General features: G+C 67.7%; 20 protein-coding genes, 2 tRNA genes and 5 pseudogenes. 9 read left to right on the forward strand and 18 right to left on the reverse strand.

Annotated features, from left to right (window positions below; translation table 11 throughout):
- Positions 1-232: 232 nt before the first annotated feature.
- Positions 233-667 (forward strand): annotated as a pseudogene (locus ACN27F_RS16195) (adenylate/guanylate cyclase domain-containing protein); the annotation flags it as partial.
- 162 nt (positions 668-829) lie between these two features.
- Here the strand turns inward: ACN27F_RS16195 and ACN27F_RS16200 are convergent.
- Positions 830-1,501 (reverse strand): S1 family peptidase, encoded by a 672-nt coding sequence (locus tag ACN27F_RS16200; protein ID WP_421434357.1) that lies wholly within the window; start codon positions 1,499-1,501, stop codon positions 830-832.
- Positions 1,502-2,030: 529 nt separating this feature from the next.
- Here ACN27F_RS16200 and ACN27F_RS16205 point away from each other — a divergent pair.
- The 3 genes from ACN27F_RS16205 (at position 2,031) to ACN27F_RS16215 (ending at position 3,664) form a co-directional block, all read left to right on the forward strand.
- A complete protein-coding gene (locus tag ACN27F_RS16205) occupies positions 2,031-3,332 on the forward strand; it encodes a multidrug effflux MFS transporter (RefSeq protein ID WP_421434358.1) in 1,302 nt (433 codons plus the stop codon).
- A gap of 133 nt (positions 3,333-3,465) precedes the next feature.
- Positions 3,466-3,556 (forward strand) — tRNA-Ser (locus tag ACN27F_RS16210).
- A gap of 35 nt (positions 3,557-3,591) precedes the next feature.
- Positions 3,592-3,664 (forward strand) — tRNA-Arg (locus ACN27F_RS16215).
- On the opposite strand, the gene ACN27F_RS16220 is transcribed toward ACN27F_RS16215, so the two are convergent.
- The 6 genes and pseudogenes from ACN27F_RS16220 to ACN27F_RS16245 all read right to left on the reverse strand — a co-directional run bounded on the left by ACN27F_RS16220 (position 3,630) and on the right by ACN27F_RS16245 (position 9,594).
- A complete protein-coding gene (locus tag ACN27F_RS16220; protein WP_421440251.1) occupies positions 3,630-5,099 on the reverse strand; it encodes a tyrosine-type recombinase/integrase in 1,470 nt (489 codons plus the stop codon). The two genes, ACN27F_RS16215 and ACN27F_RS16220, sit on opposite strands and share 35 nt — an antisense overlap.
- A gap of 398 nt (positions 5,100-5,497) precedes the next feature.
- A complete protein-coding gene (locus ACN27F_RS16225) occupies positions 5,498-5,623 on the reverse strand; it encodes a hypothetical protein (protein WP_421434359.1) in 126 nt (41 codons plus the stop codon).
- 18 nt (positions 5,624-5,641) lie between these two features.
- Positions 5,642-5,701 (reverse strand): annotated as a pseudogene (locus ACN27F_RS16230) (hypothetical protein); the annotation flags it as partial.
- A 92-nt stretch (positions 5,702-5,793) separates the two neighbouring features.
- Complete coding sequence (locus ACN27F_RS16235) at positions 5,794-6,246, reverse strand: DUF6262 family protein (protein ID WP_421434360.1); 453 nt, start codon at positions 6,244-6,246, stop codon at positions 5,794-5,796.
- On the reverse strand, positions 6,236-8,488 hold the full coding sequence (locus tag ACN27F_RS16240; protein WP_421434361.1) for a tyrosine-type recombinase/integrase: 2,253 nt from the start codon (positions 8,486-8,488) through the stop codon (positions 6,236-6,238). The genes ACN27F_RS16235 and ACN27F_RS16240 overlap by 11 nt, the downstream gene beginning before the upstream one ends.
- Entirely contained in the window at positions 8,485-9,594 is a 1,110-nt protein-coding gene (locus ACN27F_RS16245) for a site-specific integrase (protein ID WP_421434362.1), read from the reverse strand. Before ACN27F_RS16245 ends, ACN27F_RS16240 begins: the two co-directional genes overlap by 4 nt.
- 122 nt (positions 9,595-9,716) lie before the next feature.
- Between ACN27F_RS16245 and ACN27F_RS16250 the strand changes: the two are divergent.
- The 4 genes and pseudogenes from ACN27F_RS16250 to ACN27F_RS16265 all read left to right on the forward strand — a co-directional run.
- A pseudogene (locus ACN27F_RS16250) lies at positions 9,717-9,926 on the forward strand (transposase); the annotation flags it as partial.
- A 267-nt stretch (positions 9,927-10,193) separates the two neighbouring features.
- Positions 10,194-11,459, forward strand: a complete 1,266-nt coding sequence (locus tag ACN27F_RS16255; RefSeq protein ID WP_421434363.1) for an IS110 family transposase — start codon at positions 10,194-10,196, stop codon at positions 11,457-11,459.
- Positions 11,460-11,494: 35 nt separating this feature from the next.
- Complete coding sequence (locus ACN27F_RS16260; RefSeq protein WP_421434364.1) at positions 11,495-11,794, forward strand: transposase; 300 nt, start codon at positions 11,495-11,497, stop codon at positions 11,792-11,794.
- A gap of 1,097 nt (positions 11,795-12,891) precedes the next feature.
- Positions 12,892-13,638: a transposase family protein gene (locus ACN27F_RS16265; protein WP_421434365.1), complete on the forward strand. Its 747-nt coding sequence runs from the start codon at positions 12,892-12,894 to the stop codon at positions 13,636-13,638.
- On the opposite strand, the gene ACN27F_RS16270 is transcribed toward ACN27F_RS16265, so the two are convergent.
- Both ACN27F_RS16270 and ACN27F_RS16275 read right to left on the reverse strand, forming a co-directional pair.
- Complete coding sequence (locus tag ACN27F_RS16270; protein ID WP_421434366.1) at positions 13,633-15,432, reverse strand: RHS repeat-associated core domain-containing protein; 1,800 nt, start codon at positions 15,430-15,432, stop codon at positions 13,633-13,635. The two genes, ACN27F_RS16265 and ACN27F_RS16270, sit on opposite strands and share 6 nt — an antisense overlap.
- Positions 15,433-15,580: 148 nt before the next feature.
- Positions 15,581-16,909: a tyrosine-type recombinase/integrase gene (locus tag ACN27F_RS16275; protein WP_421434367.1), complete on the reverse strand. Its 1,329-nt coding sequence runs from the start codon at positions 16,907-16,909 to the stop codon at positions 15,581-15,583.
- Positions 16,910-17,068: 159 nt separating this feature from the next.
- Here ACN27F_RS16275 and ACN27F_RS16280 point away from each other — a divergent pair.
- A pseudogene (locus tag ACN27F_RS16280) lies at positions 17,069-17,218 on the forward strand (helix-turn-helix domain-containing protein); the annotation flags it as partial.
- A 144-nt stretch (positions 17,219-17,362) separates the two neighbouring features.
- On the opposite strand, the gene ACN27F_RS16285 reads toward ACN27F_RS16280, so the two are convergent.
- From ACN27F_RS16285 to idi, 9 genes and pseudogenes are all read right to left on the reverse strand, one after another.
- Positions 17,363-17,485 carry a hypothetical protein gene (locus ACN27F_RS16285; RefSeq protein ID WP_421434368.1) on the reverse strand — a complete coding sequence of 41 codons (123 nt, stop codon included), beginning with the start codon at positions 17,483-17,485 and terminating at the stop codon, positions 17,363-17,365.
- Positions 17,454-17,669, reverse strand: coding sequence for a hypothetical protein (locus ACN27F_RS16290; protein ID WP_421434369.1), 216 nt, complete (start codon positions 17,667-17,669; stop codon positions 17,454-17,456). The genes ACN27F_RS16285 and ACN27F_RS16290 overlap by 32 nt, the downstream gene beginning before the upstream one ends.
- Positions 17,670-17,723: 54 nt before the next feature.
- Positions 17,724-19,040: pseudogene (locus ACN27F_RS16295) on the reverse strand (ISL3 family transposase).
- A 194-nt stretch (positions 19,041-19,234) separates the two neighbouring features.
- Positions 19,235-20,062, reverse strand: coding sequence for a 2-keto-4-pentenoate hydratase (locus tag ACN27F_RS16300; protein WP_421434370.1), 828 nt, complete (start codon positions 20,060-20,062; stop codon positions 19,235-19,237).
- Positions 20,059-21,042 (reverse strand): methyltransferase, encoded by a 984-nt coding sequence (locus tag ACN27F_RS16305; protein WP_421434371.1) that lies wholly within the window; start codon positions 21,040-21,042, stop codon positions 20,059-20,061. Before ACN27F_RS16305 ends, ACN27F_RS16300 begins: the two co-directional genes overlap by 4 nt.
- A gap of 18 nt (positions 21,043-21,060) precedes the next feature.
- The gene (gene dmpG, locus ACN27F_RS16310; protein WP_421434372.1) at positions 21,061-22,107 is read right to left on the reverse strand and encodes a 4-hydroxy-2-oxovalerate aldolase; all 1,047 of its coding nucleotides are present in this window, start codon (positions 22,105-22,107) and stop codon (positions 21,061-21,063) included.
- Complete coding sequence (locus tag ACN27F_RS16315) at positions 22,107-22,994, reverse strand: acetaldehyde dehydrogenase (acetylating) (protein WP_421434373.1); 888 nt, start codon at positions 22,992-22,994, stop codon at positions 22,107-22,109. Before ACN27F_RS16315 ends, dmpG begins: the two co-directional genes overlap by 1 nt.
- Positions 22,991-24,112, reverse strand: a complete 1,122-nt coding sequence (locus tag ACN27F_RS16320) for a tryptophan dimethylallyltransferase family protein (RefSeq protein WP_421434374.1) — start codon at positions 24,110-24,112, stop codon at positions 22,991-22,993. The genes ACN27F_RS16315 and ACN27F_RS16320 overlap by 4 nt, the downstream gene beginning before the upstream one ends.
- A gap of 44 nt (positions 24,113-24,156) precedes the next feature.
- Entirely contained in the window at positions 24,157-24,747 is a 591-nt protein-coding gene (gene idi / locus ACN27F_RS16325) for an isopentenyl-diphosphate Delta-isomerase (RefSeq protein ID WP_421434375.1), read from the reverse strand.

The raw sequence follows: 24,747 nt of genomic DNA on the forward strand, positions 1-24,747 counted from the left end.
GACGCTCCGCCGCAGCTCACGCCGTCATGCCGGCCCCGCCGCCCCACGCGCGATAGCCGGCGCCTACCACTGCCACCTCGGCACTCGACCGATCTGCCCGGATTGCAGCAGTCCCGGCAGCCCCGCCAACCGGTACTGTGCCAGTTGCGGCCACCGTCTGACACCGCCGTCCGGGCGACCGGAACCAACTGTGCGGACCGAACTACGTACCGTCACCGTCCTCTTCGTCGACATGGCCGGCTTCACCGCACTGTCCAGCCGGCTCGCTCCGACAGACGTACGTCAGGTCCAGTTGCGGTACTTCACCGCCGTCCGCTCGGTGATCCATCGCTGGCACGGCATCGTCGAAAAGTACGTCGGGGACGCGGTGATGGCCGTGTTCGGCGCCGCCCGGTCCGGCGACGACGACCGCGGGTACGACGCGTACCGGGCGCTGCGGGCCGCGATTGAGCTGGCCGACGCGGTACGCCGAACACGGTTTCCGCACGGCGCACAGGTCAAGGTCCGGGTGGGTGTCGCCACCGGGCAAGCGGCCGTCGCGGTGACTGGAGCCGTGGACGGGGGCGTCGGCTTCCTGACCGGAGACACGATCAACGTGGCGGCCCGGCTGCAGGCGCACACCCCGACCGGGACGGTGGCCGTCGACGCCAGCACCTACCAGGCGGTCGGATCCAGGTTGCGCTTCCGGCAGCAGCCGCCGATGCGAATGGTGGGTCGGGCCGAGCCGCTGCAGGTGTGGCGGTTGGTGCGCGGGGCACCCGGGGGCGCCCCGCGCACCACTGCCGAAGGGCCGGCCGGAGCCGGCCCGCGGCTACGGTCCGCCGCTCGATCAGACGCCGGTGACCGATGTGATCCAGCTCCGGCTGGCCGCCACCGAGGCATAGTTCTGGTAGGTCGATCCGTTGCCGGTCGAGCAGACGCCGACCTGCTGTCCGTTGTAGAACTGCGGGCCGCCGGAGTCACCACGCCAGGCGACCCCGTCCACGCCGGTGCTGCGGATGGCCGGGCCGCCGTACGCGTCGGTGGCGCCGGTGGTCGTCACCCGCACCGAGGCGGTCTTGAGCTGGCTCGCGGCGGAACAGTTGGTGCAGGTACGGCCCCAGCCGTAGATCGAGTTCGTAGCGTTGACCGGCGGGTTGCTGCCGGCCAGCGTGACGTAGGTAGTGGTGATCGAGCTGCCCAGGTACAGCAGGCCGAGGTCGTAGCGGCTGTACGTGCTGCTCACCGAGCTGGTCGCGCCGCCGGAGGAGCGGTAGACGCTGCCGACCCGGACCGACATCGAGCCGCCGATGCAGTGCCGGGCGGTCAACACCCAGCGCGAGGCGATGATCGACCCGGAACAGGCGAATGAGCCATTCTGGAACACGGCAGCCGCCCAGGGCGCGGACGAAACGGTGCCGCCACCGATGATTTCTTCCGGTGCGGCGACCGCAGCCGGTGGGGCGACGAATGCACCGACGAGGGCGGTCGCGGCGATCGCCATGGTGAGACGGATACGCAAGACAGGCTCCTTACCGAGGGGGGCAACCCGGGGTTCCGGGCCGGCTGGGCCAGTTGGGCCGGCTTCCTGTGGCAGGTCCCGCCGCAGGACAGGCTGTGTCTCGCAGTAGCCGGAGAGGTACTGCGCCGGTAGCGCCGGTCACGCTTTCGGTGAGGCCAGAGATTAAGCGGCAGCGGTTTTCGAGACAAGACGCAACTGCCGTGTTTTCTGATGGCGTGCGTTGTATACTGATCGAACATCAATGATATGACCATCACCGTATGAAATTTATGTTGGCGAATCAGCAACCGGCCAGTAGCAGTGTCGTACGGCAGCGCCTGGCAGCGCGCCCCAGCCGGCGACCAGCGGCAGCGACCCACCTCGCGTTGGGCAGCGTGTGACGCGAGGCACCCTTAGCCGTAACGGGAATGACGAAGACAACCTCTAGCTTGTGCGGTGAGCTGCACCGAAGTGCCGCAGCAACGTGTCTCGCGGGTCCACCGACCCGCGTCGCGGCGTGCGCCCCGCACGCCCTCGGGGAAGAGGATCTATGACCGCGCTCGCGCAACGGCCCGAGGTGCCGACAACAGTCAGCGTCGACGAGCCGACTCCCGGCGAGCTGTTCAGCACGTGGCAACGGATCCGGCTGATCCTGGTGCTCGGCACGCTCATCGCCGTCGGTCCGCTGACCATCGACATGTACCTGCCTGCGCTACCGGCCATCAGCGACGACCTGCAGACAACCGCCGCCGGCGTTCAGTTGACGCTGACCGGCACCCTCGCCGGGCTCGCTATCGGCCAACTGATCATCGGACCGCTGTCGGACGTATGGGGCAGGCGCCGTCCGCTACTCGTCGGCACCGGACTACACATCATCGCTTCGTTACTCTGCGTGATAGCACCGAACATCGCCGTACTGGGGGTGCTCCGGATCGTTCAGGGCCTCGGTGCCGCAGCGGCGGCCGTGATCGCGATGGCCGTGGTGCGTGACCTGTTCAGCGGGCTGGCCTTCGCCCGTATCCTGTCCCGCCTGCTGCTGGTAATGGGCGTCGCGCCGGTTCTCGCGCCGACCCTCGGTAGCGCGATGCTCAACTGGACGCACTGGCGCGGCGTCTTCGCCGCCCTGGCCGGGTTGGGCCTGGCACTGATCGCGGTGACCGTCTTCGGGCTGCCCGAGACCCTGCCGCCGCACCGCCGCCGGCCGGCCACGGTGACGGACACCGTCCGGGTCTACGGCATGCTGCTACGCGATCGAACCTACATCGGGTTGGTGCTGGTGTCCGGGTTCGCGATGGCTTCGCTGTTCGCGTACGTGTCGGGATCGTCGTTCGTGATGCAGGATCAGTACGGGCTCGACGAGCAGGAGTTCGGCATCGCCTTCGGGGCCGGCGCCGCCGGCATGATCACCGCGACCCAGCTCAACGTACGGTTACTCCGCCGCTTTGCTCCGCAGCAGATCCTCCTCGCCGCGCTGATCTCCGGGTCGGTGGCCGGATTGGTTCTGCTCGGCTTCGCCGTCACCGAGGTCGGTGGCCTGACCGGCATCCTCATCCCGCTGTGGGTGGTACTCGCGACTGCCGGCTTCGCGCTGCCGAACGCGCCGGCCGTGGCACTCGCCGGGCACGGCGAAGCCGCCGGTACGGCCTCCGCGCTACTCGGCGCGATGCAGTTCGGCATCGGCGCGCTCGCCGCCCCGGTCGTCGGCGTCCTCGGCACCGGCAGCAGCGCCATGGCGACCGTGATCCTGGCCGGCATGCTCCTGGCAGTCCTGTCGCTGCTGACGATCGCGCGGGCACATCGGCTGCCGGCGCCAGGTGCGCAACAGGCAGTCCTGGTGGCGCCACCACACTGACAGCCGCGCGGCACCCGCAGGCGTCGGACGGCTGCGGGAACCGCCGTCCGGCCTGACGCCAGGGCCGGGCGCTTTGCCCCGACCGCGCCGGGCCCTGTATCCTCGGGCGTCGGTGGTCTGCAGCGACCGCCGAGGAGACTTCGCCTAGTCTGGTCTATGGCGCCGCACTGCTAATGCGGTTGGGGTTTTGAAGCCCCTCCCGGGTTCGAATCCCGGAGTCTCCGCGCTCGGCAAGGTGTGTATGCTTGCCAGGCAGCCGGCGCCCGTAGCTCAACGGATAGAGCATCTGACTACGGATCAGAAGGTTAGGGGTTCGAGTCCCTTCGGGCGCGCGAGATCAACAGGGGTCTGACCTGCCAACCCGGCAGTCAGGCCCTTTCTGCCGTCCGGATGGTGTGGACGGTGGGTGTCACGTGGGTGCGACGTGGGTGCCACGCCCGTCGGCGGCTTTCCCGAGCCTCTCGGCCTGGTGACCTGCGGTTTCGCCGCCGTGGCCGGGGTGGTGGGGGTCGGAGCACCTGGTTTCGGTCGGCGGGTGGGCCGGTTGTTCCGGGCCTTGTTCCTGATCTTCCTGCGGATGCGGCGGGCCGCGTTCAGGACGAGGTTGGCGGTGGCGTCGGCGCAGCGCCGCTGTGCCTCGGGTAGGACGCTGGTGTAGGTGTCGGCGGTGACCACGACGCTGGAATGCCCGAGCAGATCCTGCAGGGTCTTCAGGTCGGCGCCGGCCTGGTGCGCCAGGGACGCCGCGCCGTGGCGTAGGTCGTGCAGCCGTACCGGCGGCAGCCCGACCCGGTGGACGAGTTTGCGGAACCGGGTGGTGGCGTAGTTCGGGTTGATCGGCAGCCCGTCGGGGCGGGTGAACACGTACCCGGTGGCGGTCCAGGGCGTGCCGCCGGTGGTGGCCCCGATCCGCTGGTCGAGTTGACGGCGTCGGTGCGCGCGCAGGACCTGGACGGTGCGTTTGTCCAGGGCGACCGCCCGCCGCCCCGCCGCGGTCTTCGGGTCGCCCTCGACGACGTGGTAGCCGGCGGTGGTCCGGTTACGTTCGACCGTCAGGACGCCCTGGTCGAGGTCGATGTCTACCCACCGCAGGCCACACATCTCCCCGCGCCGTAGGCCCCGCAGCGCGGTCAGCCACCAGAACGCGAACAGCGAGTCGTCGGTCACCTCGCCCAGGAAGGTGGCGAGTTGGTCGGCGGTCCAGACCGCCACCGCCGGCCGGTCACCGGTCGTCTGCCACTGCTCGACGCGGGCCTCGGTCCACACCTTCGCGTGGGGCTGCTGGTAGCCGCTGATCTCGATGTGCCGGGCCGGGTTGCAGTCAATGACGCCTTCGCGGACGGCGAGGTTCAGCGCGGCCCGCAACGTGGTGCGCAGGTGCCGCATCGCCGCAGCCGACTGGGGCAGCCCTTTGGTGTTGGTGGTCTGGCCGATCTGGTCGAACACGGCACGCAGCAGCCGGGCGTCGAGGTCAGCGAGGCGGTAGCGGCCCAGATAGGGGATAAGGATGATCTCGACGTCGCGGGTGTAGTGGAACCGGGTCGTCGGCCGAATCCTGGTACGGGAGTCCAGCCAGTGCCGCAGCCACCGTTCCACGGTCCAGCCCTGCGCGGTGCGATCGGCCACTGTCCCGGCCAGCCACTCGTCGCGCGCCCGCCGGGCAGCGGCCTGCGACGGGTAGCCACCCCGACGGACCCGTTCCCGACCGCCGAGCAGGTCGCGGGCCGAGCAGTGGAAGTACCAGCTGCCATGCCCCCGTTCGGCCAGCCGCGGACACGACTGCTCCAACCGCCGCCGACTGTCGTCCCGGCACCCACACCGCTTGAAGATCACACCTGACGTCGCCATGACCGTGCCCTTTCTCATGGAGTCACCTATTCCACCGAAGCCGGCTCACCTGCCGGTACGGTCACGTCAAGCGGCGCTCGCCATGTGCGCCTTTCGGCGCTCCACACACTGGTGAGACGGCGGCCAACCCGGAGGCTGGGTGGTGACTCTCGTCGAAGGCCGGAGTCCGCTCGGCTGGACAGGTCCAGCGTCGAGGTCAGAGTCGGCGGGCCGCTGCTCCGTTTACCGGTAGCGCGTGCGGTGGGGCGGCGGCGCTGCCAGAGAGGCTCGGGAGTGTGGCGATTTCCGTGTTTGACCGTTGGGTGTGATCGAGATGGTTAGATGGTAATCCGGTCGCCGTAGGCGAGGATCAGGGCGTTGAGTGCCTTGCCCCAACCGTAGACCCGGCCGGTGATGCTCCCACTCTTGCGTCTCTGCTGGACGACGAGGTAGAGGACCTTCATCGCTGCCTGCTCGGTCGGGAAGTGCCCGCGTCGGCGGGCGGCCTGCCGGAACCGGGCGTTCAGCGACTCGATCGTTATCTTGAGTCCCGAAGATGATCATTGGCTTGACCTGCGCGGCTGCGTTGAGGACGTTGTCCCGGGCGCAGCCGCGCAGTGTTTGCGGAGCCCGGTCAGCACGGGCCGATCGTTATCGAACGGCGATGGTTTGGGGGTGGTTTCGTTGCCGGTTCGACCGGTGCTGGTGGGCCGGCGGTGCGGAGTTGTCCGAGAGCTTGCGCGAGCTGGCGGCGGAGTTGCTGGTTGTCCTCGGCGAGTTGGCGGTTGCGCTGTTGGGCGACGTGCAGGCGCTGCCGGAGCGAGGCGTCGGAACCGCGTTGCTGGGCGGGAAGCCTCGTCGTGGGGGTTCGGTGGGCGAGTGTTCGTAGGCGGTGGATCTCGGCGGTGATGTCGGGCTGGGTGTAAAGCCAGGAACGTGAGACCCCTGCGTGTCGCGCGACGATCGGGAAGGTCACCGGGCTTCCTGCCTGATCGAGTTCGCGTAGCGCCCGGATGGTCTTGGCTCGGGCGAGTTCGTGGCGTCGCTGGGCTGCCGTGGCCAGGTGCGCGGTGTTGTCAGCTCGCATCGGCGGCCTGTTCTGTGCTGGCGTCCGGGTCGGCGTGCAGGCTGGCGATGACGCGGTCGAGGCTGAGCAGGACTTGTTGGTTCATCTCGGCCAGCCGTTGATGGTTTCGGGCCTCGGCGGAGCCGATGATCTGCAGGACCTGTCGGCGGTGCTCGTGGTGCTGGGGCAGGAACTCGGGCGTGGTGAGGAACATCGGGCAGGTCAAGCAGGCGTTGGCGTGCGGGCAGCTCTTCTGCACCGGCAACCCGCAGTAGCCGTTGGGCAGGGCTTGGGTGGCCCGGCCGAGTCGTTGTTTGGCCCAGGCGGCCTCGGCCAGCGGCCCGTTCGGGTCGAGAGTGACCGTCTCACCCTTGATGTTGACCTTGCGGGCGGCTTCCCAGTGGCGGCGCACCGTGGTGTCGTGCAACCGGGCGTAGTGCGAAGTCATCTGCGGCGAGTCGTGATCGAGGATGCGTCGGACGACTTCTTGAGGGACGTCGCGGTTGATCAGGCGGGTGCCGAGGGTGTGCCGCCATTGGTGCGGGGTGAGCCGGACCGGGTGGTCGTGTTCGTCGCGGATGTCGCAGGACTGCAGCCAGCGATAGAGCGCCAGCCGGTAGGTCGAGCTGGCAAGGGGTGCGGTGCCGTCGATGTTCTTGGTGGGCCGGGGGAACAGGACCGGCGTGCCGTCCGGCCAGCGTCCGGCGGTGTGGTGCCGCTGCCGGCCGAGCAGGTCGCGTAGTTCCTCGTCGATGGGCACCAGGGCGTCGCGTTTCATCTTGTGGTTGAAGTAGCGCAGGTAGGGGGCGCCGTCGGCGTCGGTGACGACGCAGTCGGTGGGCAGTCGCAGCGCGTCGGAGACACGCAGGCCGCAGCGCATCAGGATGACGGTGACCAACTGGTAGGCCGGGTTGTCCCAGCGATCGAGGTTGTCGGGGTTCTCCAGTTGGGCCATGACGTGCTCGGCCAGGGCGCGGGGCAGCCGTTCTGCTCGTTTGGGGTGGTCCTCGGCGAAGAACATCGCGCTGGCGGGCAGGCCGGTGTCCCAGCGGTGCTGGCGGATCGCGGCGAAGAAGGCGTTGAGCAGGCCGATGTGGCTGCCCTGCCGCTGCTGGTTGCCGGCCATCTCGGTATGCAGGTCGGCCAGATAGCGTTCCAGCACCGCCCGATCGAGCTGGGCGATCTCCTCAACACCGGTGCGGGCGAGGAAACCGGAGAAACGGCCGATGACCCGCAGCGGGCGGGCTGCGGCTTCCAGCCCGAGCCCGCTGGAGATCCGCCACCGGATCCACCGCTTGGCCGGTTCCCGCAGCCAGGGCTGCTCGATCGGGCCGAACCGCAGGGTCCGGTCACCCTCGAAGCCCAGGCGACGCATCTGCCAGACGTCGCGGGGATACTCGGCTTCCCAGCCGCCGGCCTCGGCGAGGTCGGCCACCACGCGGTAGGCGTAGCTGAGGAACCCGAGCGACCGGGAATCGCGCAGGACCGAACGGCCGTACTCGCGCCAGGTGTGCTCGTCGTGCTCGGTCATCGAGGTCACCGGCGTGGTGGCGAGCAGCCGCACCACCCGCATGACGACCCCGGGGGTGAGCGTGCCCCGGCGCTGGTCATGGCGGGTTTGCAGAACGTACTGCATCTCCAGCTTCACCTGGGTGCCGAGCTGATCGAGACGGATCGTCTCGTCCGCGGTCGGCGCCGCGTCGGTGAAGCGCCGGACGAACTCATCGACGTCCGGCCGTCCGTTGACCTTCCACGTGTTGGCATGGCTGTGACAGAACGCCAGCGCTGCCTGCGGCCAGAGAGTGCAGTGCCCGATCCGGCAGGCCGCCCCAGGTGCGGGCTGTTTCACCGCTGGCGGGCAGAGCAGCCACCGGTCCCGATCGGGGCGGCCGGCGCGTTCCCACCGCTGGGCATGCGGCTGACACAACCCACCACGAGCCGACCCGTAACCACAGCCGGCCACCTCGCAGCGCTGGTTCGGCTGCTCCCGACGCCAGCGCGGGTCGGTCGAGGCGGCGAACTCGGCGATCTCCGGCCGGCCCTGGTCGGCCCAGCGCAGCAGATGCCCAGGACACAACCCGCGGCCCCGGGCCGGACGCGAGCAGCTCGCGACGAGGCAGGCACCACCGCCGAACACCGGGTCATCGGCGGCAGGAACCCAGACATCGACGCGGAACTGCGGGCGGACCGCCGCCATCAACGCACGCAGCAGCCTGCCGCGGCGGCCGGGCGACGGCACCACCGCCAGGGCGGCAGGGGTCACCACCGCACCTCCCTGCCGGTGAACCAGCCCGCCTGTTCCAGCACCCGCCGGGCATCCTCGACGGTCAGATGCCCATAGACGGCCGCGGTCGTGGTGACATGGACATGGCCCAGCAATCGGGAGACGACCTCGATCGGAACGCCGTCGCGCAGCATCCGGGTCGCCGCGGTGTGCCGCCACCAGTGCGGGTCGAAGTCGATGCCGGTGCGGCGCCGTAACCGGCGCACCAGGTCATAGACGGCTGGATAGGCCAGCGGGTGCCCATGCGGCCGGCCCCACAGGTTGACGAACACGTAGTCGCTGTCCAGATCGCCGTACTCGTGGTGCAGGTAGTCGGCATACAGCCGCAGCAACTCGCCGCTGACCGGGACCGTCCGCGCGGACACGGACTTGCTGCGGGCGCCGTTGTCGTTGTCGCGCCGGCAGACCGTCAGTTCGCGTTCGGCGACGGCGAGGTCCCCGTGGCGCAGCCCGAGCGCTTCACCGATCCGGCAGCCGCTGTCATACAACACCGCGAACAACAACCGATCCCGCAGATGCTCGCAGGCATCCAGGACCGCCTGCACCTCGGCGACGGTCAGCACCCGCGGCAGCTTCTTCGGCACCTTCAACGCGATCGTGCGTCGCGCCACCGGCGCGTTCTTGCTGATGTGATACAGAAACGGCTTCCAACCGCCGCCGTGGCGCCCGGCCGGCTGCCACGTCACCAACAACTCACCCACATCAACGCCGTGCCGGGCGGCATGCGTGTAGAACGCGCTCAACGCCGACAACTTCCGGTTCACCGTGGACTCCGTGCAGTGACGCTGCACCGACGGCAGCACCGCCACCGTGCCGTCTCGCGCCATCGGCGGTAGCCGCAGCCAGGCGACGAACTCGCCGAGGTCCTCCAACCGGACTTCCCGCCAGTCCAGGCCACGACCGGCCAGGAAGGCGAACCAGTCCTTCAGATCATGGGCATACGCCTTGATCGTGTTCGGTGATCGCTCGATGTCAGTCAGATAAGCCAGATACCGCTCGATCGGCCCGACCGGGACGTCGTCCTCACCGAGAACGGTCCACGACTCAAGCGGCGAGGCGGGCAAGACGACCCGCTGAACAAACATGGTTCCTCCGGAAGATCCGCGTACTGGACCGCGGCAGATAACCATGTCCAGCACACAGATCCGAACCACTCCCGCCCTCGTCAAAGACGTGGAAGACAGCCCCCGGAGGACTCAAGATAACGATCGAGTCGGTGAACGCCCGCATCCGCAAGGCCGTCCGCGCCCGCGGCCACTTCCCGAACGAGGCCGCAGCGCTCAAGTGCGTCTACATGGGGTTGATGAGCCTCGACCCCACCGGCGCCGGCCGCCGCCGATGGACCATGCGCTGGAAGGCACCCTTGAACGCCTTCCAGATCGCCTTCGAGGGCCGGCTCACCCCGGCCAACGACTGACCACCTCAACAGCCAAGATCAGCCGTTAACTTGACACTCCCGCTGGGGCTTGGTGGAGAGAAAATGACACCGTGCGGCGCGGTAAGCCGGTGGATCTGTGAGGCCCGTGAGCTCGTTTGACAGGCTGGCGACGGGAGACGCCACCGAACCATGGTTTGCGCCACGACGGTCCTCGACCGTCTGGAGCGCGAGTGTCAGATTCCGATCGTCGTTCGTCTCCTCCGCCCGCCTGATCGACCATGACCGTGCGAGAAGCGGGAGGCACCGATGGTGAGGCGGGACGCCGACGAGGAGGTCATCTACCTGCGGGCCGCCGGGTTGGACCTGGGCAAACGGTTCCTGGTCGCGTGTGTGCGCACGCCGAGCGCGGACCGGCCGGGCCGATGGTCGCTGGAGACCGAACGGTTCGGCACCACACCGGGCGACATCCGCCGGCTCCTGACCTGGCTGGTCGAGCGGCAGGTGGAGGTCGTCGTGCTGGAAGCGACGTCGGACTACTGGCGTTTCGTCTACTACACACTGCAGGAACGGCTGCACCTGATGCTGGTCAACCCCGCCCACCTACGGGGTATCCGTGGCCGCAAGACCGACCCGTCGGACGCGGCGTTCCTGGCCCGGGCCGGGGCGTCCGGGATGGTCCTCGGGTCCCTCGTCCCTGACCGCCGGATCCGCGAACTGCGTGACCTGACCCGCCGCCGCACCGAGCTGACCGTGGCCCGTGGCCAGGAGATCCAACGGTTGGAGAAGGAACTGGAGGACACCGGGATGAAGCTGACCAGTGTCATCACCAACGTGGTCGGTACGACCGGACGGGCCATCATCGACGCGCTCATCGCCGGCGAACGCGACCCGCAGGTGCTGGCCGGACTCGCTGTCGGCCGGGCCAGGAAGAAGACCCTCGACCTGGTCGCCGCCCTGGACGGACCGTTCACCGACCACCACGGCTGGATGTGTCGGCACTACCTGGACCAGATCGAGCACCTCGACCGGCTCGTCGGGCAGTTGGACCAGCGGATCGCCGACCTGACCGCCGGCCACGACGACGACATCGGCAACCTCGACTCCCTGCCCGGTGTGGGCCGCCGCGCTGCGGAGGTAATCCTCGCCGAGACCGGCGGCGACATGACCCGGTTCGCCACCGCCGGGCATCTGGCCTCGTGGATCGGGGTCTGTCCCGGGATGAACGAGTCAGCCGGGGTCACCATGTCGGGCAGGACCCGCAGCGGCAACGCCAACCTCAAACGCATCCTCGGCGTCGCGGCCCTCGCCGCCCTGCGCGACAGGAACTCCTACTACGGGGTGTACTACCGGCGGATCGCCGCCCGCCGTGGCGGGAAGAAGGCACTCGTCGCCGTCATGCACAAGCTAGCCATCGCGATCTGGCACGTCCTACACGACAAGACCACCTTCACCGACCTCGGAGCCGACTACTTCACCAAGCGTGACCCCGAACGCGCCATGAAACGGATGATCCGCGAGGCCAACAGCCTCGGGCTGACCGTCCGCTTCGACCCGCTCCCACAAGCCAGCTGACCCGAACAGGTCCGCACCCAGTCATCGAGATTTTCGTGTCAGACCCCCGTCTCTACGCGATCACCAACCTGACCGCCGCCCAAACCAGCCCCGCCGACCTGGCCGACGCTCTTCGCGGGCACCGGGCCATCGAGACCCTGCACCACATCCGCGACACCACCTACGCCGAAGACGCCAGCCACCTACGCACCGGCAACGCACCCCGGGTCATGGCCACACTGCGCAACACCGCCATCAGCCTGCTCCGCCTGGCCGGCGTCACCACCATCGCGAAAGCCCTACGCCGCAACAGCCGGAACCCGTACCGACCGCTACAACTACTCGGGATCACCTGAAAACGGGCGTATGGCTACCTTGCCTGAGCCCTGCCAGGTACAGCAACCGCACGGCCATACCGACGATCATCAACCCAAGCCGAGAACTCCCAGCTCACAGCATGTGCGACGAGTTTTGGCACGGTACACGCTTGACCAGCACGGATGGGATTGTCGGCACCCGCAGTTCCATGAGTGAAGGCGAGAGCATTGTTCTTTCCGCCCAGCCAGACATCCGCGTAGTTACGAGTCAAGTACACCAATATCGGACACTTACGACATCGCGAAGAAGTGATATATCGAGCTCAATCATTGGTAGGCGCCATTCGAAGTAGGCCATACAACGGAGGGGAATCGTTACAACAAGAACAGAAACAATTATAACCAACAACAAGAACGAAAGCCAAGGAAAGAAGAAACACAAAACAAACACCAAAAACATGCAGCGCAGAAACCAAACACTCAATCTATAAAATGCCATTTTCCCGTAATCCACTGGAACGCTTTCACCTTCCCTGTTTTCCGCCACGGCATCCTCCAAACTGCGCCAACCTGAACCGAGACCGCGAGAGCGAAGTGGACCAATCAACTACTCGACATCATAGTTGAGGAAGTTGCCATCGACGATCTTCCAAGATCCCACTCCTCCGAAGAACACGGACTTTCCTATCCCAATGGTACCCGCCCACCCACTCCAATTTTCTCCTTGACTCGTCACCCCACCAGAGCGACACACCTCCAACACCGCCGACCCACATACCTGATAGGAACCCTTATCTCTCATTTCAGAAGGAGCAACCGAGGTTACACCGTAGGTAGCAGCCGGGCCACAACAGCCCAATCCACCCACCTCAAAATAAAGCCCCTCTTCGTTTCCGGTCACCCCATAACACATCACGCCACACACTGACCAATTCCAAAATTGATGCCGGAGAACGTCGTCAACTCCATCAGAATTACGCATCCCGACCAGATAATCACCTCTGGTCGCACCCATATAGAGGCTTATTCAGCAGGCCTCCGACTCGCTACAGTAGACCCCCAATAAAAAGGACGATCCGCTCTTCCGTAGGATGGAGTTACCACACCACATCTCAAAGAAAAGCGGACCGCCGGACATGTATCATACCACTGGCTTCACCACGGACCAGATCCGCGACCTCTGCGTGCTGGTCCGAACGGAATGCCAGGATCTGAATATGGAGCCCTGGCCCCCGGTCCTTGGTCTCTACCGCGCTGTCGTCGTCGCGTTGACCTACATGCGTCGTAACCGCGTCCAAGCGGAGATCGCTGAAGCGCACGGCGTCTCCCAGTCGACGATCTCGCGAGCGGTCACCGGCATCACCCCGGTCCTCGATCGCGTGCTGACGGAGTTCGTGCCGACAGCCGACGACCTCAGCCCGACCACCCAGTACATCGTCGACGGCACGCTGCTTCCCTGCTGGTCATGGCGCACGCACCGCTGTCTGTACTCCGGCAAGCACAAGACCACGGGCATGAGCGTTCAGGTCGCCTGCACCCTCGACGGTGCGCTCGCCTGGATCTCCGATCCCGTCACCGGCAACCACCACGACTCGTACGCGATCAACGACACCGAGGTCCTCGTCACCCTGAATCCCGGAGACTGGATCGGTGACAAGGGCTACGTCGGCAACGGCATGATCACCCCGTACAAGAAGCCCAAGGGCGGCGAGCTCGCGGAATGGCAGAAAGGAATACAACAGGCAGGTCAACAAGATCCGCTGGGTTGTGGAACAGGTCATCGCGAACCTGAAGACATGGTGAATCCTGCACACCGACTACCGCAGACCGCTTGCGACCTTCACAGAAACGATCTCCTGCGTCATCGGGTTGCACTTCTATAGGATCGCCTGTGAATAGACCTCATAGTGCTCCATTAGCGCGCATGTGAGGCCTTTGTCCATTCCCGCCAGTCCTGACATGCAAGACAGAATCCACCAGCCTTCGAGGCCAACTCCCGCATTGGTCAGTTGATTGCAGCCAGCACTGTACCAGGAGTCGCAGTATTTTGGTGGGTCATCAAGGGGCGCGAAGGGGACGTTCGAGTCGTCGGCCGAGCACGGGTTGGATCCGTTGATTGAGCTGCGGCTAGCGGCACTTCCGCTCTGACACGAGAGAGTGGCGTTTTTGGGGCAAGCCGTGCCGACGCATCCACGGTCCTGGGTCTTCGTCGTCCATTTGCCGCCGACTTGGGTGACCTTTTCGCCTGTACTTGCGAAGTGTTCTTCGTCCCCCTGGGTGGTATTGGTGATGAGGGGTTTGAGGCCGTCGGGGTCGCTCATGGTGATGGGGTTGTTGTTGGCGTAGGAGTAGCCGTTCCATTGTTGGGGGTCGCCCATGTCCTGGATGGGGTCGACGCTGATGAACTGGCCGGTGGTGGGGTCGTAGTCGCGGGCGCCGAGGCGGGTGAGGCCGGTGGTGGTGTTTTCGGGTTTGCCGAGGAAGCCGCGGTTGTCTGGTGGGGTGGTGGTGGTACCTCGTGGTGCGCCGTAGGGCGTGTATTGGCGCCAGGTCGGGTTCTGGGCGGTGTGGTTGAGGTAGAGGGTGGGTGTTCCTTGGCGGTCGGTGATGGCGAAGTTGTAGTTGGTGCCGGTGCCGGTGCGGATGCAGACGGTTCCGCCGGGGAGTGTGTAGTAGTGGACACCAGTGACGGCCTGCGTGGCGGTGTTGAGGGTGTGTTGCTGGCCGGGGAGGTAGAGGGTGGTGGTGCCGGGGTCCTTTTGGAGGAGCAAGTTGCCGTCGGCGTCGTAGAGGAATGTGCTGTCGCCGGTGGTGCTGCCGTCGATTGCGGCGAGTTGTCCGGCGTCGTTCCAGGTCAGGGTCTGGTTGCCGGTGCCCGCGTCGCGGCTGGTCATGTTGCCGGCGTTGTCGTAGCTGTGGCTGGTGGTGGCGGTGGTGGCTCCGGTTGTGGTGGTGCCGGTGAGGGTGTGTGGTTGTCCGGCTCCGTTGCCGTCGTGGGTGTAGGTGGTGGTGGTGTCGGAGCCGCCGCTGGTCGAGTAGCGGGTTTGTTCGGTCCGGTTGCCGATCAGGTCGAACTGCCAGCTGGTCCAGTAGGCGCTGGCGGGGCCGAGGTTGCTGCCGACGGTGCTGCGGCTGGTGGGGGTGGGGGTGGCGGCGCAGTCGTCGGTGCCGGTCCAGGCCTGGGTGAGACGCTGCATGCCGTCGTACTCGAAGCACTGGGTTTCGGAGGTGGTGGGCGAGCCGAGCCGGGTGGATATCCGCTCGGTGACGTTGCCGTACTTGTCGTAGTCGTACTTCTGTCGGTCGACCTCGGCGGGTGTGGCCACCGCGCGGGTGACGAGTTGTTGGGTGAGGCGTCCGGTGTGGTCGTCGTAGCTGTTGGTGATGTAGGCCCAGTTGGGTGAGGCGCCGATGGTGACCTGGTTGGTTCGTGCCCAGGCGTCGTAGGAGGTGCCGTCGGCGTAGCCGGCGAGACCGCCGACGACACTGGGGAGGTCGAAACCGCCGGTGTAGAAGTGGTTGACGGTTTCGGCGGGCAGGCCGCCTCGGCCGGGGTACACGCTGCGTCCCAGCAGGCCGGTGGTGGTCGTGTACACCTGGGTGAAGGTGTAGGCGCCGCCGAGGAGGCCTTCGGCGGTAGGGATGGTGACGGTCTGGCCGATCGGCTTGCCGAACACGTTGAACCCGCGTCCGATGCTCCGGCGTGGGGCTTCCTGCCGGGATGTTCGACGGGCCGGGTCGTCTTCCCGGCGACGCCGGGTCAGCATCGCGGTGGTCCCAGCCGCAGGAACTCCTGCGACTGGGACCGTCTACCAACCGTTGCATCTAATGACCTCTGGGAGCAGGTTGTCCGGCGCGTTCCTGGTGATTGGCGGGCCGCCGGCTGGTGAGCACCCGTTGCGCCTTGGCTTCCCGACGGGTACGGCACCGCGACACCCTCAGCCGGGCGGTGCGCTTCGGCGGCCTTCGAGCTCCTGCCCCGAGGGGGCCCGGTTCCGGGCGTGGCTCGGTCGGCGCCATCGCGGTTCCGTCGTCGTCGGTGTCCCGGGTGCGGTCCATCTGACGCTTGAGCTCCGCGCCGGGCCTGCCGGCCTCGATGAGGTACGAGGCAGTGACTTCGGCTGCCTTATACGCGGCCGGCGGCAGGACGGTGGTGTAGATGTCGGCGGTGACACGGATGTTGGCATGTCCGAGCTGGTGTTGAATGGTCTTGATGTCTGCGCCCGCGGAGTGCGCGAGCGACGCGGCGCCGTGTCGCAGGTCGTGCAAGCGGATGGGGGGAAGTCCAGCGCGGTCGACCAGGAGGCGCAGGCGTTGGGTGAGGTAGCCGGGATGCAGCGGCAGTCCGTCCGGGCTGGTGAACACGTATCCGCTGTCGTGGCACACCATGCCCGCGCCGAGGCGTCTGGCCCGACGTTGCTGCTGCCGTTCGCGTTGTTGCCGCAGCACCTGGACGGTGTGCTTGTCGAGTGCGACCTGGCGGCGGCTGGCCGCGGACTTCGGTGGGCCTTCGTGTACGTCGTAGCCGGCCGTTGTCCGCTGCCGGACCACCGACAACTGGCCCTCGTGTAGGTCGATGTCGACCCATCGGAGCCCGGCGGCCTCGCCGCGTCGCAGTCCGCGCAGCGCGATCAGCCACCACAGGGCAAAGAGGGCGTCGCCGCGGATGTAGTCGAGGAAGCTGGCGAGCTGCGCGGCCGTCCACACCGCGATCACCGGACGCTCGCCGGTGGCCTTCCACACGGCGACACGGGCTTCCGTCCACACCTCGGGCTGGGCACGTTCCCGAGGAGGTAGTTCCATACCCCGGGCCGGGTTGTCGGTGATCAGGCGGTCGCGCTGCGCGCGGCTGAGAGCGGCCCGCAGGGTCGCCTGGACGTGCTGCAACGTGCACACAGTTTGCGGCTGTCCGGCCCGGTTACGGGTAGCGGCGATCTGCGCGAAAGCGGCGTCGAGTTGCCGCGAGGTCAGGTCACCGAGAATGAGGTGTCCGATGTGGGGAACCAGGAAATTCTCAATGTCGCGCGTGTAGTGCATCTTCGTCGTGGGTCGGATCCGCTTCCGGGTCGACAGCCAGTGCCGCAGCCATCGGGCGACGGTCCACGACTGGCCGGCCTGCTCCTCCCGGGAGAGCGCCAACAGTCTGACGAACATCACGCCGATCAGATTCGGAATCCGGCCAATATTGAAGGCTCGCGCCGAATAGATTCGGTATCGGAAATTGCCATGCTGCAAAGGCGCCGGGTCCCGGGGACTGAGGTGCGATGGGGTCAAGGCTGCGGGGGCGAGTTCAGACAGTCGTAGCATTTGATCTTGGCGACTTGGTGGGGCAGGATACCCGCTGCGCGCAACGTCTTCGCCTTCGCTGATCGCGAAGAGATATCCCATGGCCTGGCCGAGTGCCTGGAATACGAAAAGATCGCCCGGCTGATCGACCGGAACCCGTCGGTGGTCTCCCGGGACGTGGCCCGGCACGGAGGCCGCGAGCGGTACCGGGCCGGCCCGCTGACGCGGTCGCCGCAACTTGCCGGCGGCGGCCCAAGGCGTACGCGGGTCGGCCGCTCACCACGGCTACGGGCGGTCGTCAAGGAGTTGTTGAATGACCGGTTAATGCTCGACCCGCTCGCGCGGATCAACGACCTGCCGCAACGTGCGACCTTCATGACCGGGTTGCCCACCCGGGCGCCGACCCGACCGTCTAAGCAGCGACTTCGGCGCAGGCTTGGCCACGCCGTCCGACGACGGAGGCCGCGACGAGTTCGACGAGTCCTGCCCCGGCCGGGCCCGCAGTCTCCGCCCGCAGCACCGCGTTCTCCCGCCGCAACTCGGCGTCGTCCCGCTCAAGCTCAACAGCCCGCGCCTCCAAACGGGCGAGCCGGTCAAGCAGCTCCACGATGGATGGCGTCCCGGACACCCCATCATGATCCAGACCAGACCGCGCAGGTCAAGCCAACCCGGCTCTTCGAAGTTAAGCGGGGTTGAGGTGGCCGCGGCTTCTTCGGGTGGTCGCGCAGCGGGTTCGTAGGCGTTGGTTGATCGGGTTGCGGAAGCCGTAGGCGTCGCGGGCGACGGTCTTGATGACCCGGTTGGTGCCTTCGGAGCCGGCGTTGGTGATACCGGTGTGCAGGAACGCGAGGATCTGGGGCCACCAGATCTCGATCGTGGTCGCGAGGCGGGCAAGCTCGGGTAGAGCGCTGTCAGCGCAGCGTTGGTAGAAGCGGTGCAGCAGCCGGGCGACGTGTTCCCGGTCCGGGTGGGTGCGGGCCAGGGCCAGCAGGTCGAGGAGGTCTTCCTTGGCGTTCCACGCGGCGAGGACCGGCACGCTGATCCCGGCGGGTAGCCCGGCGATCTCGTCGCAGAGCGTGTCGACGCGGTCAGCGCGCATCCGCCTCGCGGAGCGGGTCAGCCGGTTACGCAGGTCCCATTCGCGGTCACCGGCGCGACCCCGGCGGCCCCGGACCTGCACGGTGACCCGACGGCGGACCTCGTTGAGCGCCTGGTGGGCGAGGCGCACGACGTGGAAGTGATCGACGACGAGGACGGCGTGCGGCAACGCCTCACGGACCGCGGACTTGAAGATCGCGCACATGTCGATCGCGACGTACCGGACCTGGTCGCGCCACGCCTGGCCGCGTTGGCCGAGCCAGTCGACGACCACCTGGGCGGTGCGGCCCTCGACCTGGCCCAGGAGTCCCTGACCGCCGGACAGGTCACACATCCCGACGTGTCACCGGTCCACACTGCTCTGCCACGCCTGGCTGGCCTGGTCGAAGACCCACTTCGGCCGGCCCCGGCGGGTCTCGTCGATCCCGAGGACCTCCACCGGTTCCGGTTCGTCGGGCAGCACCACGCCCGCGTGGGCGGTGAACGCCGCCGCGACCACCGGCCAGGACAGGTCATGATCGCGGGCCGACTGCACGATCGTGCGGGCGCCGTCGGCGACCGCCGCCCCGGCGGCCTGCCGCAACCGGGCGGTCACCCGGTGCCGGGCTGGGATCTGCGCCACCTGCTCGGTGAACGTCCGGCGTCGGCATCCGCCCTGGTCGCAGTGCCAGCGGCGTTTGCGCCACCGTAGCCGCGTCGCCCGGCCCGCCACGGGCAGATCCCGGGGCCGGGTCGTCACCCAGTCCTTGACCCGCCGGGCCCGCGTGCCGCAGTCCGGGCAGCATCGTGCCTGCTCATCGGCGGTAGACAGAGCGACCACCGGGACACCGTCGGGGTCCAACCTGACCTGATCCACCACCAGGCCGTCCAGGCCCAGCAGCCGGGTCGTATCGTTGACCATGCTCGCAGCTCTCCGCTTGTGACCATCCGATCTAGACACTCAGATGATCACCGAAGGGCTGCGAGCCCTCTACGCCAGGGTCGCCGTCAACCGCGAACCCCGCTCAACTTCGAAGAGCCGCCAACCCACCGACGAGCACCTGATCAGGAACGGTATGGGAAGGCAAATTTCCAACCTAAACGAGCTGCATTTTGTCACCTCTGTCCAATGGCGGTCCTATCGCAGGCTTCATCTCGGTCACATGTCGTCATGGATACCGACCCCAGGGCGCCGAATGAGGCATGCACCTCATGACCTGCCGCCAAATCGACCGCAGCCGACCACGAGCCGGCCAGCACGAGATCACCGGCACTGATCCCGCTGCCAAAACCCGCCAGGATACGGACCAAGCACGCCACCGATTCGGCAGGATGCCCCATGACCGCAGAGCCGTTTCCGGTGTACTCGGCATTGCCGCTAAGCAGCACCATCCGCGCTGCGGCAAGGTCGACCGTTTCCGGCGAGACGCCTGCGCCGACAACGACCGCTGCGGAGGACGCATTGTCCGCGACTGTGTCTACCAGGCCAATCTGCCATGCCTCGATTCGGCTATCGAGTACTTCCAGGACCGGGCAGACCTCGGTGGCCGCGTCAAGAACGTCTTGTGCCGTGACGGACTGGCCGCTGAGATCCCTCGCCATCCGGAAGGCGATCTCGCCCTCGACCTTCGGTGCGATGAACCTGCGCACGTCCAGAGCGACGCCGTCGGGCAGCAGCATGCGATCGGTCAGATAGCCGAAGTCAGGATGATCGATGCCGAACATCTTCTGGATCGCCTCGCTGGTGGCGCCGATCTTCAGGCCGGCGAGCCGGGCCCCACCGGCCAGTTCGAGCGCACGGGTCTCGCTCTGGATCGCATACGCGTCCGCCAGGTCGAGTCGCGGGTGCCTGACCGACAGCGGCGGCACCGGCCGACGGGTTCGAGCGGCCTCCCAGAGCTCCACGGCGAGTTCGCGGTGCAACGTCCGCGCGACGGCCGTCATCTGGTCGCCACGAAGAGCCGACCGCCGGGCAGGCCGATCGGAACGACCTTGGTCTGCGAGAAGCCAGCCGCCGCGAACTTGTCCAGCCACTCCTGCTCGGTGGGGAGGGTGACGCTCATGAAGGTGGCGTGCAGGTAGGTGAAGAGGGCGCTGAACTTGCGCTCCTCCGGCCGCCGCGCGTAGGAGACCGCGTCGGCCACGGCGAGGATCCCGCCTGGGGCCAGCGCGTCGCGCAGGGCTCCCAGGACGTCCAGGGCGATACCGTCATCGGCCACGATGTCGTGCATGACATAGCTCGCGAGAACAGCTTCCGCGCCCGCGACCGGTTCGGGGTTGTCGACCAACGACTCGATTGGCCGCTCGACGACCGTCAGCCGGTCGTGCACCCCGGCGGCGAGGGCGGCCTGCCGCGCCGCAGCACAGGCCGCACCGTTGCTGTCGACCGCCGTGCCGGTACGAGCCGGGTCCTCCTGCAGCAGCTTGATGAGCAGTCCGCCGGCGCCGGCGCCGAGGTCCGACACCTGCAGCGCCCCGGCTGCCGCCACCTGCTCGATGAGCTGCGGGTAGAAGGCGCGCTGGCCGATCCACCGCGAGCTGACCGCGACCCGCCGCCCGTTGCGTCGGTGGACATGGGCGGCCGCGGCCGGGTCCGTGAGGAACGCGCGGGCGTTGTCCAGGAAGGGGCCGTTCGCGTTCATCGCCCAGGACACGTACCCGGCCTGGTAACGAAGGCCGGGGTAGTCGGCGGCCACCTGGAAGGTGCCCGAAACCTCGGTGTCGACGATTAGGCCGGCGGCGAGCAATGCCCCCAGGTACGCGGTGATGCCGGCGACCGGGACGTCAACGGCCTTGGCCACGTCCGCGGCGCTGAACGGATCGCCCGCGTCCAGAACCTGATCGGCTCCGATCTCGGCGCCGATCTGGAGCAGCGCGGCGACCGCGGCCGCATCGGCCACGGCTTCCGGGTCTTTCCTTTCCATGATTCTCACCCTCAACCGTCAGATGCGGTCAGCAAAGGCGTGCGTCAGGTCTGCGGACGCCCGCTCGGCGGCCAGAGCCATAGCGACCTCGATGATGGTGTCCTCCTGGCCGGCCACCACCCGCCGCCTGCCCAATTCGAGCAGGATCTCGCGGGGATCGACGCCGAAGCGCCGGCTGGCGCGCCGCACCGGAGCCGCGAACCCGGAGAACACCCCGGCGATGCCGCTGGCAATGGTGACGCTGTCGTTGACCGGCACGTGTTTCACGAACCGTTCCTCGGCGGTGTCCGCCGCGTCCAGCGCGCCAAAGAGCTGAATCCGCGCCTCGATCTGCTCGACGTGTAGGTTGGCGGCGACCAGTTCGATCGGCGCGTTCCCCGCGCCGGCGCCGAATCCCCGCGCCGTCACGTCCACGATGGATGCTCCTGCGCGGATCGCGGTGATGCTGTTGATCACCGAGAGGCCCAGGTTGTTGTGCGCGTGGAAACCGATCGCGATGTCGAGCTTCTCGACCAGCTCGCCGACCTTCTCCCGGACCATCTCCGGGGTGTACGCGCCGGCGGAGTCCATCAGCACCACCGCCTCGGCGCCGTAGTCCTGCATGAGCCCCGCCTGCTCCACCAGCTTCCCGGCCGACGCCATGTGGCTCATCAGCAGCAGGCCCTTCACGCGTACGCCCATCGACCGCAGCATCGTGACCTGCTGACAGGTGACGTCGGCCTCGGTGCAGTGCGCGCCCACCCGGACCTCGTCAACGCCGCAGTCGAGGGCGGGCTTGAGGTCACGTTCGACGCTGGCGAAGCCGGGGATGGAGAGCACACCCAGCCGCGAGTAGCGCAGTTCGGCCTTCGCGGCGCGCAGCATCTCCACGTCGCTGATGGCGGCGATGCCGACCTGAATGGACGAGGCGCCGAGCCCGTTGCCGTGCCCGACCTCCAGGACGTCCACCCCGGCCGTCTCGGCCGCCCGAGCGTAGGCGCTGATGTCCGCCCGGCCGAGCTGGTGGGCGACGGCGTGGTTGCCGTCGCGCAGCGTCGAGTCACAGATCTGCAGTTTCACGCCCATCAACGCCTCCGCCCGCTGCGAGCCTCCGCCGCGGCGACGGCGGCGCAGGTGATGATGTCCAGGTTTCCGGCGTAGCGCGGGAAGTAGTCGCCCCGTCCTTCGACCTCGACGGTGAGCATGTAGCGGTCACCGGTGGCGACCGGCGGCACCACGACCCGGTACCCGGGAACGTACGAGTGGATTTCCTTCTCCATGGCGGTGACCGAGTCGCGCAGAGCATCGATGTCGATGCGCTCGGTGGTGGAGACCGCGATGGAGTTGCGCATCACGATGCCGGGATCGGCCGGGTTGATGATCAGGACGGTCTTGGTGCGCGCGGTGCTGCAGAACTCGGCGGTGGCCTGTTCCGTGGTGTGCACGTACTCGTCTAGGTTCGCCCGCGAGGCCGGACCGACGCTGGCCGAGGCGCTCGCCGAGACGATCTCGAGGTAGTCGACGCGGCCGGCGATCTGCGTGATGCACCAAGCCATCGGCACTGCCGCCTGCCCCCCGCAGGTCACCATGCTGAGGTACTGCTCGTCGAGGCAGTCCTCCAGGTTGAGCGCCGGGACGCAGAACTTGCCCTGGTTCGCCGGTGTGAGGTCGATGAACGGCAGTCCCAGCGGCTCGATGACGGCCCAGTGCCGGATGGCGTCCCCAGCCGAGGTCGCGTCGAAGACCAAATCGATGTCGTCAGCCGCGTCGACCACGGCGTCGATGCCGCCGGTGCTGGTGGTCACCCCGCGACCGCGGGCCAGCTCGATGCCGGGCGACTCGGCCCGCCGCCCGGCGAACAGGACGCACGTCAGCAGCGGGGACGCCTCGACCTTCAGGAGCAGATCGGTTCCGATGTTCCCGGTCCCCACGATGGCGGTCCGCAGCGGAGCCAGATGCGTCTGCGTACTCATTCGGTTCTCCCTCTCACAGTGGTCTGGCCACTGAGGTGATGCCGTTGGCTCACGCCGAGCGGCGGAGGAGTTACGTCGTGCATCTCCGGTGACAGGTAAACCTTCACCCGTGGGTGGGTCCGGCCGGGTTGCCAGGAGATGTAGTTGTGAATCCCGGTTCCCGCGTCCAGCCCTCGGTGCGCGATGCCGGCGAGCACGCTGTTGTAGCGGTGCAGCGCCTCCGGCCACGCGGCCAGGGCCCGGTGCACCCGCTGCCGTACTTCGCCGTCGTGCTCGGCGTACGTCCACAGCGGAACGTAGAGGGTGGCCGCGGCGCGATCGAAGTTCTGCGCGTCGAACAGCGACACGCAGGTGACGGCCGGTTGGTCGCTGAAGCGGCGCCGCCCGTCCATCATGACCTTGCAGAAGGCCCGCACCTCCCCCGGCTCGAAACCCGGGTACGCCTTGAGCACGGCCGCCACCTCCTCGACGTCGGCCATGAAGTGCCGGAAGTACACCTTCACCCGGGCCGCCGGGTCGTCCGCCAGGTCCAGCGACAGCAGGAACGGCACGTCCTCCCCGGCGCGGTGCACGTGCGCCTGGACGACCGGCCACAGATGCGTCGTGCCCATCCGTTCCAGGGCGGAGTACAGCAGGTCGAAGGTGCCGTCCGGGCCGGTCACGTTCAGGTAGAACCACGCCTTGAACCGAATCGGGGCGCCCGCCCGAACCTCGGCGCCGTACATGGAGACGTGCGGGCCGTGCGCGTCGTCGGGCAGGAGCCGGTCCGCGAGGGCCGACCACCGGGTCGCGCCGGCGCCGTACCGCCCGGCCAGCAGCGGCATGATGGCCCGCGCCGCGACGGGGTCACGGGCCGGCAAGCCCGCGGTCAGCGGCTCCACGGCGAACTGGAGTGCGGGCGCGAGCCCGCCGAGGTCGACCGCGTACTCCACGGGCGACCCGTCGGGCGACACGTCCGACAGGGGTAGATCGTGGGGGCGGGCGGCGCCCCAGTGGTCGGTCATGGCCCGGAACGCCGCGACGAATTCCGTACCGCTGGCTCCCAGTTGCAGGGTCCGTGCCGTATTCTCCAATGTTCTGGCGCAGGCGTCTCGGACCGTCGTCAACTCCTCGGTCAACCCCGGTTCTCCTTGTCAGAATCCACGTCGAGGCGCGGGGTGGCTCAGCGCCACGCGTCCAGATGAAGGTCTGCGACACGTCCCGTTTCGGCAACGCGTCCGAACACGGCCGGGAACCACACCGAGAACTCCAGCCGATCCCGCATGTCACGCAGTTGGCCGGGTGCGACCAGCGTCCACTCCGCGACCTCCGCAGGATCGGGTCGCGGCTCGTCCCGGAATCGGCCCACGAACACGTGGTTGTACTCGCGCTCGATCAGGCCCGACTTCGGGTCCGGCAACTCGTACAGCACGGTCCCGGCGGCCGCGAGACCGACCGGCGTCGTGCCCAACTCCTCCCGGACCCGACGGGCGACCGCAGCGTCCGGCGCCTCCCCGGGGAAGGGGTGGCCGCAGCAGGTGTTGGACCACACACCCGGCGAGTGGTACTTGCCCAGCGCCCGCCGCTGTAGTAGCAGGCGCCCCTCGTCGTCGAAGAGGAACACGGAGAACGCCCGGTGCAGATGGCCGGGACTCGTGTGGGCGGCCAGCTTGTCGAGCACCCCGACGGTCTGTCCTGTGGTGTCCACCAGCTCGAGCAGGTCCCGCCCGGGTTCCGGGACGTCCGTCCCGCTCACGTCGTTGGTTGCGAGCAA

It is taken from the genome of Solwaraspora sp. WMMB335 (genome assembly GCF_049179075.1).
Taxonomy (GTDB): domain Bacteria; phylum Actinomycetota; class Actinomycetes; order Mycobacteriales; family Micromonosporaceae; genus Micromonospora_E.

What these genes read in the sequence shown, in the direction of transcription:
- ACN27F_RS16305 (WP_421434371.1), bottom strand. Translation starts at nt 21,042, where the DNA reads ATGGAAAGGAAAGACCCGGAAGCCGTGGCCGATGCGGCCGCGGTCGCC.
- ACN27F_RS16205 (WP_421434358.1), top strand. Translation starts at nt 2,031, where the DNA reads ATGACCGCGCTCGCGCAACGGCCCGAGGTGCCGACAACAGTCAGCGTC.
- ACN27F_RS16245 (WP_421434362.1), bottom strand. Translation starts at nt 9,594, where the DNA reads ATGTTTGTTCAGCGGGTCGTCTTGCCCGCCTCGCCGCTTGAGTCGTGG.
- ACN27F_RS16225 (WP_421434359.1), bottom strand. Translation starts at nt 5,623, where the DNA reads ATGAAGGTCCTCTACCTCGTCGTCCAGCAGAGACGCAAGAGTGGGAGC.
- ACN27F_RS16235 (WP_421434360.1), bottom strand. Translation starts at nt 6,246, where the DNA reads ATGCGAGCTGACAACACCGCGCACCTGGCCACGGCAGCCCAGCGACGC.
- dmpG (WP_421434372.1), bottom strand. Translation starts at nt 22,107, where the DNA reads ATGGGCGTGAAACTGCAGATCTGTGACTCGACGCTGCGCGACGGCAAC.
- ACN27F_RS16275 (WP_421434367.1), bottom strand. Translation starts at nt 16,909, where the DNA reads ATGTTCGTCAGACTGTTGGCGCTCTCCCGGGAGGAGCAGGCCGGCCAG.
- ACN27F_RS16255 (WP_421434363.1), top strand. Translation starts at nt 10,194, where the DNA reads ATGGTGAGGCGGGACGCCGACGAGGAGGTCATCTACCTGCGGGCCGCC.
- ACN27F_RS16265 (WP_421434365.1), top strand. Translation starts at nt 12,892, where the DNA reads ATGTATCATACCACTGGCTTCACCACGGACCAGATCCGCGACCTCTGC.
- ACN27F_RS16300 (WP_421434370.1), bottom strand. Translation starts at nt 20,062, where the DNA reads ATGACGGCCGTCGCGCGGACGTTGCACCGCGAACTCGCCGTGGAGCTC.
- ACN27F_RS16315 (WP_421434373.1), bottom strand. Translation starts at nt 22,994, where the DNA reads ATGAGTACGCAGACGCATCTGGCTCCGCTGCGGACCGCCATCGTGGGG.